Raw genomic sequence first — 12,970 nt, 5'->3', positions numbered from 1 at the left:
CGGTGGTCGCACACGAGTACAAGAACGGCGGCTCCGCACAGGGCCAGGCCATGGGGGTGTTGGCGGCCAAGGCGCGCAAGACGCTATTGCTCACCGGCACACTGATGGGCGGTTACGGCGACGACCTGTTCCACCTGCTGTTCCGAGCCCTGCCGGGGCGGATGATCGAAGACGGCTACCGGCCGACGAAGAGCGGCAGCATGACCTCGGCCGCGATGGCGTTCATGCGCGATCACGGTGTCTTGAAGGACATCTACTCCGAGAGCACCGGCACGGCGCACAAGACGGCCAAGGGCACCAAGGTATCGGTGCGCACGGTCAAGGCGCCGGGTTTCGGTCCCAAGGGCGTACTGCGTTGCGTCCTGCCGTTCACGGTCTTCCTCAAGTTGAAGGACATCGGTGGCAACGTGCTGCCGCCCTACGACGAGGAGTTCCGCGAAGTCGCGATGGACACGGCGCAAGCCGCGGCCTACCGCGATCTGGCGGGTCGCCTGACCCAGGAGCTGAAGCAGGCCCTGGCGAAGCGCGACACGACGCTGCTCGGTGTGGTCCTCAACGTGCTGCTGGCCTGGCCGGACTGCTGCTTCCGGTCGGAAACGGTGGTGCATCCGCGCACGCGCAACACCTTGGCCTTCGTCCCGGCTCAGTTCAACGAGCTGGAGGTGATGCCCAAGGAGCGCGAGCTGATCGAAATCTGCAAGCAGGAGAAAGCAGAAGGTCGCAAGATCCTGGTCTATACGGTCTACACCGGCACGCGCGACACCACGTCGCGCCTGAAGGTGCTGCTGGAGCAGGAAGGCTTCAAGGTGGCGGTGCTGCGCGCGAGCGTGGATGCCTCCCGCCGCGAGGACTGGATCGCCGAGCAGTTGGACCGTGGCATCGACGTGCTCATAACCAATCCCGAGCTGGTGAAAACCGGCCTGGACCTGCTGGAGTTCCCGACCATCGTGTTCCTCCAGTCCGGCTACAACGTGTATTCGCTGCAGCAGGCCGCCCGGCGCTCATGGCGCATCGGCCAGAAGCAGCCGGTGCGCGTGGTCTACCTCGGCTACGCCAATTCCTCGCAGATGACCTGCCTGGGGTTGATGGCCAAGAAGATCATGGTGTCGCAGAGCACATCGGGCGACGTGCCCGAATCCGGACTCGATGTCCTGAACCAGGACGGCGACTCGGTGGAGGTGGCACTGGCCCGGCAGTTGGTGCATTGAGCGTTGCTGAACTTGGCGGCCCCTTCGGGGGCCGCTTCCTCTTTACAGCAAAGCCCTCGGGCAGCACACAGCGGGGTGACCGCCGTGACGTATGTCATTGCTGCCCTGAAAATTCTGCACTATTCTGTCATAGTTTTACCTAGACTGGCCATCACCATGCCTACAAGTACCAGCGAGGGCGAGATCCTCACCCTCAAGCAGGTCGCAGAGTTCCTGAAGGTCACGGAGCGGACGATCTACAGGCTGGCCGCGGCCAAGAAGATCCCCGCGTTCAAGGTTGGTGGGACATGGCGGTTCTCCAAGGCGGAGATCACTGAATGGATTCAGCAGCAGTCGAAGGGCGGAAAAGCAGACAAGACGTAACCACAGGAGGGCTTGATGACTCAGCAGACCGAAAGCAATGAGCAGATGGAGCAGTCGCTGATCGACATCGCTGTCGAGAGTTGGCGCTTCTCGCGTCTGTTCGGAAAGGTCGTCAGCAAGCTCGATGCGGGCGAGTCGGGCCGCTATGCCAACCAGCTCCGCTACTTCCAGAAGAAGGTCGAGGAAAGCCTCGAGTCGAACGGCCTGAAGCTGGTCAACGTCGAGGGGCAACCTTTCGACCCAGGCATGGCGGCTTCCGCCTTGAACGTGGGCGACTTCGGCCCTGACGACGTGCTCCTCGTCGATCAGATGGTGGAACCGATCATCATGGGGCCGAACGGCCTGCGCAAACAAGGCACGGTAATGCTGAGGAAGGTGGGGGCATGAAATACGTCGGAATCGATCTCGGCACGACCAACAGTGCCATCTCCTCTTTCGACGGAGAAAAGATTCAGCTCTTCAAGAGTCCGGAGCAGCACGACGTCACTCCATCCGCCATCTTCATCGACCGGCGCGGAAACAAATACGTCGGCTCGCGCGCATACAACAACGCCGCGCGCAATCCCGACAACGCTGCTGTGCTGTTCAAGCGCCTCATGGGCACGAGCACGCCAGTGAAGCTGCCCGCAGTCAACCTCACCATGACGCCGGAGGAGTGCTCCGCCGAGGTGCTGCGTACCCTGTTCGGCTACTTGCCTGAAGAAATCCGTGGCGACGGCGACACTGGCACTGTCATCACGGTTCCAGCTGCGTTTAACCAGATGCAGAAGGACTCGACGATGTCCGCCGCCGATGCAGCGGGCCTCGGGCGCGTCGCCTTGATGCAGGAGCCGGTCGCTGCCGTGATGAGTGTGATGCGGCAGCGGAAGAACGACGGTGTGTTTGTCGTCTATGACCTCGGTGGCGGCACGCTCGACATTGCCATCGCAGAAAGCATCGCGGGTCGGGTGAACCTGCTCGCTCACGGCGGCATTGCCATGTGCGGCGGGCGCGACTTCGACCGCATCCTGTTCGACAATGTCGTCAAGCCGTGGCTACTGGAGAACTTCGATCTTCCTGAAGACCTGGCCGCCAACCCGCAGTTCAAATCCCTGCTGCGCATGGCTACGTGGGCTGCCGAGAAGGCCAAGATCGAGTTGTCGCAGAAGGAAGACGCCGTCGTCAGCCTTCCTGAAACTGAGCTGGGCGTCCGCGATCAGGCTGGCGAGGAGATCTACATCGACATCGCCATTGATCGCAAACGCTACGACGCGCTGATCGCGCCGAAGGTGGAAGAGTCCATCCAGTCCGCCCGTGAAACGCTCGAAAAGGCCGGATTGAGTCCGCACGATGTCGAGCGCGTTGTGTTTGTCGGTGGCCCGACCCACTACAAGCCGCTGCGCGACAAGGTTGCCTTCGAGCTTGGCATCGCGCCCTCCACCGACGTGAACCCGATGACGGCGGTTGCCGAAGGAGCAGCGGTGTTCGCCGAGTCCATCGATTGGGCCTCGCAGAGCCGTGGGCGCAAGAGCGCCCGTGGCGCGCTCAGTGCCGGGGGCGGGATCGATCTCTCATTCAACTACATCGCGCGCACGCCGGAACCGAGAGCCAAGATCGTCGCCAAGTTCGGCGGCCGCGCGCCCGCGGGCATCGAGTTTCAGATCGACAGCCTGGACACGGGTTGGTCGTCCGGCCGCGTTGCGCTGAAGGATGGTGCAAGTGTCGAACTCAGCCTGACCAAGCCCGGCGACAACATCTTCAAGGTGTTCGTGTTCGACTCGAACGGCGCGCCCGTCGCCTTGCGCGAGGACAAGATCGTCATCGCGCGAACCGCCGCCAGCATCGACGCGATTCCCGCGTCCCACTCCATCGGCGTGGAGGCCCGCGACAAGGTTGGCGGGCGCTTGGTGCTGGACTACCTCGTGCGTGAAGGCGACCAGTTACCCAAGAAGGGCAAGAAGTCCTTCAAGGCAGGCGAATCCCTCAAGGCCGGAAGCGCCGGGTCGATCAAGTTCAAGCTGTGGGAAGGCGAAATCTCCGATCCCATCAACGACAACCGCTTCATTGGCATGTTCGAGATCAAGGGCACGGACTTCGACGACGGCGTCATCGCCGCAGGCGCGGAGATGGTCTGCGAGTTCGAAGTGCTCGACTCCGGCAACATCCAATTGGAAGTCTCGGTGCCGTCGATCAGCGGTTCATTCAAGAGCGGGCGCAACTACTACTCCAGCCAGGAAGGCAAGATCGACTACTCCAATCAGGCCAAGAATATTCAGGAGCAGTCGGAGCACACGCTGGAGCGTCTCGAAGAGATGGCATCCAAAGTAGATGACCCACGTCTGGAACAGGCCCGCGAGAAACTGGAGCAGGCCAGCACCATCGAGTCCGGTGAGGCCGATCCGGAAACCGCCAAGCAAGCGATGGACAACGTGCAGGAGGCCAAGCGCCTGCTGGCTCTGACGCGCAAGGAGCACCTGAAGGACATCCGCCAGCTTGAACTGGACAAGGCGGTTGACTTCTTCGACAAGGTCGTCCGCCAGCACGCCCGCCCCACGGAGGCGTCGTCGTTCGACAACTTGGTCAAGACGGCACGGCGCGCGCTTGAAAACAACAGCAGCGACTTCGAGTCGCACTTGGACGATCTGCGCGGCCGCAACTTCATGATCTTGTGGCGTCAGGACTGGTTCGTCATCGAACGCTTCAAGTGGCTGGCGCAAGACACCTATCTCTTCCCCGATGCTAGAGAGCACGCGCAGCTCGTGGCGGTTGGAGCCGAAGCACTGAAGGCCAACGACATCGACAAGTTGCGCGCGGTGGTCGTCAACCTCGACTCGATTCGAGTCGGCTCTGTGGGTGACGACGACATGATGGCCGGTGCCAATATCGTTCGGAGTTGATCTCATGGCCCTCGACGCATGGCTCCCCATCGGATTCAAGCTGCCAGATGGCGCGAAAGTTCGCGCCGCGCTGTTCGAGGGCACGGATTGGCAGATCTACGAAACGATGGGTGGCGGGCGCGCGCTCGTCGTGTTGGATACGCTGGCGCAGCATTGGCTGGAAGCGGGGCTGATTGAAGACGGGACGCTCAACGCATCGCAGTTCGGCGACCGCCAGTTGCGGTCGATCTCGTGTGGGCCGAGCCAAACGCTTTGCCCGGTCAGCGACGCGAAGTCTCCTGACAACAAGGCCGAGGCGCTTTCCTTCGCCTTGGCGTTGAAGGCAACGCGCGACATCGATGCGGACTCCCCGCTGCAAGACGCTCTCTACGTCGAGAAGATCACGCGGCTGCTGCCGACCTACAGCATCAGTTCCAGAACCGGCGACGATGTCGTGCTCGGCTACTGGCTGACGGGCGGCACGAACATTCCGGCCACATCCTTTCGTCGGCTGCGTCAGTCCATGAGCTGGCTCGGTGCGGGCCATTTGAAGGATGTCGTCCAAGCGGCGGGCTTCGAAGTCGCGGAAATCATCCCGCTGGAGCGCAAGCCTGCGACTCCTGCCGAAAAAACGGAAGCCGCCCCCGCCGAGAAGGTGGAGCAAGTCAAACACGCCGAGCCGGAACCCAACAAGGTCTTCGAACTCGCCGGGCGTCCCGAACTGGCGGCCTTCTTCAACGAGCACATCGTCGACATCATCCTGCACCGCGACCGCTACAAGTCGCTCGGCATCGAGTTCCCGTCAGCGGTGATCCTGCACGGCCCTCCGGGTTGCGGAAAAACCTTCGCGGTCGACCGGCTGGTGGACTTCCTCGGCTGGCCGAGTTTCCAGATCGACGCCTCCAGCGTCGCCAGCCCCTACATCCACGAGACCAGCAAGAAGGTCGCGCAGGTGTTCGACAAGGCGATGGAGAACGCGCCGTCCGTCCTCGTGATCGACGAGATGGAAGCATTCCTTGCCGACCGCGAGATGGGGTCGGGTCATCACCGCGTCGAGGAAGTGGCCGAGTTCCTGCGCCGCATTCCGGAGGCGGTGAAGAACGACGTGCTGATCATCGCCATGACCAACCGTATCGACATGATCGACCCGGCCATCCAGCGCCGAGGGCGTTTCGATCACGTCATCAAGGTGGATTTCGCCAGCGAGGTTGAAGTGCAGTCGCTGCTGGACAAGCTGCTCTCCTCCTTGCCGAAGGAGTCGGACGTGGATTCCAAGCCACTGGCGATGGAGCTGGCGGGCAGACCGCTGTCCGACGTCTCTTTCGTGGTGCGCGAGGGTGCGAGACTGGCGGCGCGCAGCGGCAAGGATCGGTTGGATCAGGCCAGCCTGTTGGCCGCACTGCACTCGTCGCCGGCGCGGGAACGTGAGGGTGGCGAGACCAAGCGGCGCATCGGATTCATTTAGGGGAGGCAGTTGTGGCAGCGGGCGAAGAAGAACAAAAGAAGGCAGAAGGCAAAGGCTTTGCCGGTCTTTCCTCGCTCGTGTCCGACGTGGACACGACGCCGCCCCCTGCTGCCAAGAAGGAACCCACAGGCGCTGCAACGAGCGCCGAGCGTCCAGCCTCGCAGCCTGCTCAACCGCAGCCGCAGGCGAGTGAGCGTCAAACGTATGAAGAGCCTGCGCAGCCGTCCTCTGGCTCGTCCGGCGGCAAGTGGGTGTTGGGCATCGCTGCCGTCATCGGTGTGCTCTGGCTGATCGGCCAGTCCAACAAGAACACGACGTCCCCGGCTCCCGCCTACACCCCGCCCGCGCAAAGCACCGCGCCGAGTTATTCGCCGCCAGCGCAACCACAAGTACCGTCGCGCCCGCAGGAATCAAAGCCCCCTGTCGGGCAAGACCTCGTCTTCTCGACGGCGCAGATTCGATATTGCCTGGCTGAAGACATCCGCATGGACGGCGCGAAGTCTGCGGTCAACAGCTACATCGACTCCGATGTGGACCGGTTCAACGCGATGGTGGCCGACTACAACAGCCGCTGCGGGAGTTTCCGCTATCGCAGTGGCGCGTTGGAGAGTGCGCGGCGGGATGTGGAGCCGTACCGGAGTCAACTTCAGGCTGAGGGCAGGAGCAGATTTGCCCGCAGCCCCTCCACTGGCTCGTTATCCGCCCCGGCGCCTGCGCGTCCTGCCCCAGATGCGACGGTGCAAGCGATCCAGCGCAAGCTCAACGAACTCGGTTACGAAGCTGGCACCGCTGACGGATTGATGGGAAGGGGCACTCGTTCGGCCATCATCGCATTTCAGCGAGACATGGGCCTCACTCAGGACGGGCAGCCGGATGGTGACCTGCTTGCCTTACTAAATTCAGCCTCATCGGTAGCCAGGAACAGCAATACAGCAAGACCCAATCGCGACTACTCGCCAGAACAGAGCGCAGCACCTCCGTCGAGATCTGCACCAGATGCGTTGCCTCCGCAACAAACTCAGCCAGCTTCGGTGAGCAGGGACGCCAAGAATTTCAGTGTCTGCGTTTCAGGACAGTACCCATCGCTTTGCAACTACGCGCTGCTTACACCAGACGAGAAGGTGCAAGTGGCAGCCGCAGAAAGGCGTGTCAATTTCCAAACCTGTGCGTCTGGAAACTACCCATCGCTCTGCAAACGGTCGTTGTTGACACCAGAGGAAGCTACTCAAGTCGCTGCCGCAGAGCGGCGCGTCAACTTTCAAACCTGCGTTTCCGGCAACTACCCATCTTTGTGTAAGCACTCGTTGCTTACATCGGATGAAGCAATTCAAGTGGCGGCAGCGGAAAGGAGAGTCAACTTTCAGACGTGCATTTCCGGCCAGTACCCTTCTTTGTGCAAGCACTCCCTGTTGACTCCAGATGAAGCCGCGCGAGTTGCAGATGCTGAACGACGGGCGGGGAACAGGTGATGCGCTCTAATCACTACGAGCTATGGCAGGGGGACTGAGTAGATGGCAATGGCAATCTGCTTCAAATGCGGCTCCGCGAAGTCCGGCGCACTGGTCGCCTGCCGGAACTGCAACGCTGCGCCGCGTGTAAACAGCGAGTATGCCGTTTCGCTCGCCCTGTCCGATCATCTGTCGTCAAAAGATCAGCTTGCGCAATACAGCCACGAGTTGCGCAATGGCAAGAAGCTATCTGTTCCGCGCGAAGCACTCGTGCAGGCGCTTGATGCGCTGAAAGATCCGCAGCTTCTGGCGATGCTTGGAGCGCAATCCCAACCGGCAACTCCCACGCCAGCGCCCTTGCCCCCAGCAGCGACGCGGCAGCCTCCACCGGACCCTCCGGCAGCCTCGCAGCGGGTTGATCCGCCGCCACCGCCGATCAAGCAGGAGCCTCGCCTCACCACAACCGCGCTGCATCAGTCGGCGTTCGCGGTCTTGGGCGTGACGACCCGCGACAACCGCAAGCGCATCGTCGAGTTGGCGGAAGAGAAGTCTCTGGAACTGGATCACGACGTTTGCCAGAAGGCGCGATCCGACCTGACCAACCCGCGCACCCGTTTGAGCGCGGAGATCGCGTGGCTTCCCGGCGTCTCGCCGCGCAAGGCGACCCAGTTGGTCGAGAACCTGCTCAACGACCCGATGGCCATCCGAGAGGAATCAGGCCTGCCGACGCTCGCCCACCTGAATCTACTGGCTGCCGCGTTCGAAGCCGTGGATGGTGAGCACGATGCGGACGACCTGGCCGGGTTCATCATGGAGGCCGCCTACCTCGCCGAGGAGCTGACCCCGGAAGAGGTGCTGCGCGACATAAATGAAGATCGCGCCGTGTCCGGCTTTCCGGAAGTGCGTGCGCTCGACCAGATCGAAGCCGAACTGACCGAGCGCAAGCGGTACTACCGTGGTGCCATCAAGGATGCGCTCGACAGGCTGCCGCCGATGACGCTCATCCAAGTGATGACCGAAACAGTGGATGGCGTGACTTCCGGCGGCGAGGATCATGCGCCGGGACTGATCGATGACCTGGTGGACAGCTACGAGGTAGAGACTCACGGCATCCTGCAAAAGGAGGCGGAGAACGTCCACAAGCTCATCAAGGCGGCCAGAGACCACGCTGGCTCCGGCGAAGCCGCCGTCAAACCCTACGTGGACAAGCTCGATGCAGTTGCGCGTAATTGGGACAAGATCGCCCAGCCCATTCAACTGAGTTCGAAAGCGCGCGGCATCGACCACGAAGCGAGCCGCGACTTGGCCTACGAAATTCGCGGCCTTGCCATCGACCTGTTCAACAAGCACGACATGCTCGCTCATTCGAAGCGACTGACCGGGTTGATTCAGGAACTTTTTTCTGAGGTTCCAGAAATCGCTGATCGCGTCGAGGAGGACGCGGACGCGCTCGCGGACATTTTCCAACAACGCAAGCAGGCGGCATCGCGTAAAGACGAGTGGGCGCGCGAAATCACTTACCGCGCCGAGATTGGCGTGATGTTCAAGGATGCCTTGAGCATTTCCCCAGACGGCGTTTCGTGGAAGGGCCAGAACTTTCCGCTCGACTCGATCACGCGCGTTCGTTGGGGTGGCGTCAGCCATTCTGTCAATGGCATCCCCACCGGAACGACCTACACGATTGCGTTCGGCAACCGGAGTTCCGAAGCGGTCGTGGAACTGAAGAAGCAAGACATCTACAGCACGTTCATTGACAAGCTCTGGCGGGCGGTCTGCGTGCGCCTACTCGCCGAAATGCTCGAAGCCCTGAAAGCTGGGCGTGATCTGCACTTCGGCGACGCGCTCCTTCACGACGACGGCATCACGCTCGTGCGGCGCAAGTTCCTGGGCTCCAACGAGAAGGTGCGCTGCTCATGGGGTCAAGTCCATGTGTGGAGCGCCGATGGTTCGTTCTGCATTGGAGCCAAGGACGACAAGAAGGTCAACGCCGGAATTTCCTACATTCACGGGGCGAACACCCACATTCTGGAACAGGCCATTCGCATGGCCTTCAAGAAGCCGGGAATGCGCCGCTTGAGCGATTTGTTACAGTGATTTAGTCCAAGAATTCAGCGGAGCAGCGTTATGGGATTTCTTTCCAACCTATTCGGAGGCAACAAAGAAGACAAGGCGCTGCGCGAGGCGTTGGCGCGCATCCACCGCATCCTCGATGACGAGAAGTTTCAAATGGAACTCGTTCATCCGGAGATGAAGGCGATGCTGGAATCCGCTCCGGCCTACGACAAAGACCCGAACGGCACCGGCCCGTTTGGCTTCATCGAGACGAATCCGATTCCGGTCAACGGGCCAATCGGCCAACTGGCGTATCTGTCCAGACTCGAAACCCAGTCAGGCCAGCGCATCCTCTTCCATCGTCTCGGTGCCATCGGCACGGTGGATGTGTTCGAGGCCGTGTCATTCAACGGGGCAGAGTGGTTCATTCTGTTCGTCGATCTATACCATCCCCGGCGTTCGCGCCTCACCCCGGACGGCTTCCGGTTCACGAAGGATGTCGCTCAGTTCTCCGGCTTCCACAAGTTCTGCGAGAACTTCCCCTACGACTTCGTCGAGAAGAAGGCGTCCGAGCGCGAGTCGGGCCTGAGCATGGCGTACATCGCCATCAGCAAAGTGTCCGACCAAATCCAGAACCGTGCTTTCAACAGGCCGCTGGCTCACAAGGCCAAGCTCGACCTCGTGAAGAGCCGCTTGTCGAGCTTCCAATCCCAATAGGTGATGGCGATGAAGAAGACGCTTCTGACGGCACTCGCGGCATTGATGTGCCTTCAGGCCGCGCCTGTTCTGGCCGAGAACTACGAGGTGAACCTGACCCGCAAGGGCAGCAACGTCTACAAGATCGATGGCAAGGACATCTTCATCCAGACGCGCTACTGCTACGTCTACGCCTACTCTGAGGAGGCCATCCTCAAGACGTCAGGCTATGGCGGCGAGGTCATCTTCTTCGACAGCAAGGACAAGTGCGATGTGAAGGCGGTCTTTGGCCTGTCGAAGCAGGAGCCGGGGAAATACGTGGTGACGGTCAGTCACGAGGATGATGACTGGTATGAGGTCTTCGGGACGAACTCGTACATCAAGACATCGAGTTGCCTGTCCCTCGCGCTCGGCGAGGAGGCCTACCTGACGATTTCGCCTTCCGGTTTCGGAAGGCTGCGGTTTGAGGATGGCGACGACTGCATGGTCGAAGGCGTCTACACCAAGCTGCGGCTATGAGATGGAGATGAGGAGCCGTGGCTGCTGCTGACGACAAACAAAAAGGAAACGCCACGGGCTTCTCCGGCCTCTCGACACTCGTCTCGGATGTAGAAGAGGATCGTCCAGCCAGCAAACCTGTTCCGGAAGTCGCCCCGCCGCCGAGCGCCCCACCACCTCCAGAGCCTCCTCCCATGCGGGCCGAGGCAAGCCCGGCTGCTTCCGCCACGCATCAGCCGCCAACGGGAAAGGGCGACACTTCTTCCGATGTGACCACCGGCAAGTGGATGGTCGGCATCGGGTTGGGAATCGGGCTTCTGCTCATCATCTTCGTCAACGCGACCAAGAACGAGTCCACCCCTTCGACGACGGCTCCGGTTGCGCAAGCACCCACCACGGCTGTCGCCGCCTATCCACCGCCGACTGCTGTGCCAGTCACACCGAGACAGCAGCCTGCTCCGGAGGCATTCAGCCACCGGAACACAGCCACGGAATCCGTGAACGTGCTCGGCCAGCAGATCGTGTTCTCAAATCCGAGTGGCTACTGCACGCCAGGCAAATCGGCGCGCGAAGTGGATCTGATGGACTTGGCACGACGCTCCCTCGGAGAAGGTTCCCGCCTCGTGCATGCGGCAGTCCGCTGTTCCGAGCTGGAGGACTACCGCGAGGGCCGGAGGGAAATGCTGGATCACTGGCTGCAGATCCAGCTCATCGGCCCAAAGGGGAATTTCCAGCGAATCGAAATGCCGCGAGAGGCATTCCTTTCCAGTCTTTCCAAGTCGAGTCCGCGGGTGAACGCAGCCGAACTCAATCGACGGTTGAAAGCGTCGTTCGAGAACAGCGACATCAGCCTGTCTGATATGAAGTTTGAGCCGATTGGGCGGGACGGGAACGCGGTCTATTTTTCCATGCGGATGAACATGAGCGTTGGGGAAACCAGCCGACCGGTCACGGGGATCAGCGGGATCACGCTCCTGAACGCCCTCCCGCTCTCGATCAATGTTTACGAAGGTACCGGCTCGCCGCAGAGCCGTGGTCAGTTGCAAGCTGTCCAGCAGGAGCTGCTGAACAGCCTCCTCACCGAGAACTGATGATGAACAAAGCAAGAACAATATTCTCCGCCCTGTGCTTCTGCTTGTTGGCTGCCGTCGCCCTGCCGGTTGCCGCGCAGTCGGCCGGTTACACCAAGCTCAACGTCAAAGGCCGAGTCCAGCTTGAGGTTCCGAGCGACTGGACGATCAGCGATGCGGAACAGCGCAGGCGCGTCAAGGAGTTTGCGGAGAAGGTCACCGGGGTTGCCACTGAGCATGTGGCATCGCTTTCGGCGCAGTCCTATCCAGCACCCTCGCGGGTCTTTGTCCGGGTGTCGTTCATCCCGATGGAGCCGCCGCTTACTCAAGCGGATGTCCGGCAGGAGGTTCTGGCCAACAAGCAACAGGTGCTCAAGGACTTGGCGGACGTGTGGCGCGAGGAGTCCCCAACGATGTGGGCGGGCATGGCGAAGTACGGCATGAAGGAAGTTGGACGCCCGAGCTTTGCCGTCGAACCAATTGGAGGCCAGACCGCCCTGATCATTCGCTACGGACGCACATCGTCGGCCAACTCGGCAGAGACGATGCGGGTGACTCAATACCATGTGCCGCTGGGCGCTGAAAAAGCCCTGATCACGCTTTCGTATATCGAAGGCGATCCGCAGGCAATCGCGGCGCACAACCGATTGAAGAGCAGCATCGTGATTCGATAAGAAGAACAGGAACAGCCAATGGCCTACGAAGACCCCAACGCCCCGTCGCCTACCACCAGCTGCTACGCCCAACAATCAACCTCGCCCGTTGATCAAAGCAAGACATTTCTTGGAGGGCAGCATCACCCGTGGCGGCGACTGTTTGCGCGCACGGTCGACATTTGCACTGCGGGCTTCGTGCTGTTCCTTCTTTTGATAATTGCTTTCAGCGCGACGATGCCCGAACAGGCGGCGGGCTTCGCAAAGGCAATTGAGAACCCGATCATCGCCAGTGTCGTGCTGTATCTGATCTGGCTGCCCGCCGAAGCTTTGTTGCTCTCGTTGTTCGGGACCACCCCGGCAAAGTGGCTGTTTGGCATCAGGGTCGCGCATCCGGGCGGCGACTTGCTGTCCTTTTCAGAGGCGCTGAACCGATCATTTCTGGTCTTTGTTCAGGGCGTTGGGTTCGGCATTCCATTCGTCGCGCTGTTCACGCAACTGTTCGCGTATCGGCGGCTCACGAAAACCGGCACGACGCTGTGGGATACATCCACCAGCGCAGTGGTGAGAAGTGGACCCGCGAAGTCGGACAGTCGGATAAGTGATGTTCTGCTCTAATCAGACGGCGCCTGTGGCGCCCAAGGAAGAGCAGATGAGAAGGC

12 protein-coding genes are annotated in these 12,970 nt (G+C 61.0%); all 12 read left to right on the top strand.

Going from position 1 to position 12,970, the window contains the following annotated elements:
- On the top strand, positions 1-1,208 hold a 1,208-nt coding region (locus tag C8D93_RS19855; RefSeq protein WP_146216681.1), incomplete at its 5' end, for a helicase-related protein.
- Positions 1,209-1,364: 156 nt separating this feature from the next.
- On the top strand, positions 1,365-1,571 hold the full coding sequence (locus tag C8D93_RS19850) for a helix-turn-helix domain-containing protein (RefSeq protein ID WP_049284949.1): 207 nt from the start codon (positions 1,365-1,367) through the stop codon (positions 1,569-1,571).
- 15 nt (positions 1,572-1,586) lie between these two features.
- Positions 1,587-1,958, top strand: a complete 372-nt coding sequence (locus C8D93_RS19845; RefSeq protein ID WP_033980414.1) for a hypothetical protein — start codon at positions 1,587-1,589, stop codon at positions 1,956-1,958.
- Positions 1,955-4,447 carry an Hsp70 family protein gene (locus C8D93_RS19840; protein ID WP_110266994.1) on the top strand — a complete coding sequence of 831 codons (2,493 nt, stop codon included), beginning with the start codon at positions 1,955-1,957 and terminating at the stop codon, positions 4,445-4,447. The genes C8D93_RS19845 and C8D93_RS19840 overlap by 4 nt, the downstream gene beginning before the upstream one ends.
- A 4-nt stretch (positions 4,448-4,451) precedes the next feature.
- The gene (locus C8D93_RS19835) at positions 4,452-5,891 is read left to right on the top strand and encodes an ATP-binding protein (RefSeq protein ID WP_110266992.1); all 1,440 of its coding nucleotides are present in this window, start codon (positions 4,452-4,454) and stop codon (positions 5,889-5,891) included.
- A gap of 11 nt (positions 5,892-5,902) precedes the next feature.
- Positions 5,903-7,360: a peptidoglycan-binding domain-containing protein gene (locus C8D93_RS19830; protein WP_211307441.1), complete on the top strand. Its 1,458-nt coding sequence runs from the start codon at positions 5,903-5,905 to the stop codon at positions 7,358-7,360.
- A gap of 42 nt (positions 7,361-7,402) precedes the next feature.
- Complete coding sequence (locus tag C8D93_RS19825) at positions 7,403-9,433, top strand: hypothetical protein (protein ID WP_170124144.1); 2,031 nt, start codon at positions 7,403-7,405, stop codon at positions 9,431-9,433.
- Positions 9,434-9,463: 30 nt separating this feature from the next.
- Positions 9,464-10,108: a hypothetical protein gene (locus C8D93_RS19820; RefSeq protein ID WP_110266988.1), complete on the top strand. Its 645-nt coding sequence runs from the start codon at positions 9,464-9,466 to the stop codon at positions 10,106-10,108.
- Between the two features lie 9 nt (positions 10,109-10,117).
- A complete protein-coding gene (locus C8D93_RS19815; protein WP_110266996.1) occupies positions 10,118-10,606 on the top strand; it encodes a hypothetical protein in 489 nt (162 codons plus the stop codon).
- A 17-nt stretch (positions 10,607-10,623) separates the two neighbouring features.
- The gene (locus C8D93_RS19810) at positions 10,624-11,676 is read left to right on the top strand and encodes a hypothetical protein (RefSeq protein WP_146216680.1); all 1,053 of its coding nucleotides are present in this window, start codon (positions 10,624-10,626) and stop codon (positions 11,674-11,676) included.
- A complete protein-coding gene (locus tag C8D93_RS19805) occupies positions 11,676-12,329 on the top strand; it encodes a hypothetical protein (RefSeq protein ID WP_110266984.1) in 654 nt (217 codons plus the stop codon). The genes C8D93_RS19810 and C8D93_RS19805 overlap by 1 nt, the downstream gene beginning before the upstream one ends.
- 18 nt (positions 12,330-12,347) lie before the next feature.
- Complete coding sequence (locus tag C8D93_RS19800; RefSeq protein WP_110266982.1) at positions 12,348-12,926, top strand: RDD family protein; 579 nt, start codon at positions 12,348-12,350, stop codon at positions 12,924-12,926.
- The last annotated feature ends 44 nt before the right edge of the window (positions 12,927-12,970 follow it).

The organism is Sinimarinibacterium flocculans, from assembly GCF_003201205.1.
Lineage (GTDB): Bacteria > Pseudomonadota > Gammaproteobacteria > Nevskiales > Nevskiaceae > Solimonas > Solimonas flocculans.
This window is presented reverse-complemented; position numbering and strand designations above follow the sequence as displayed.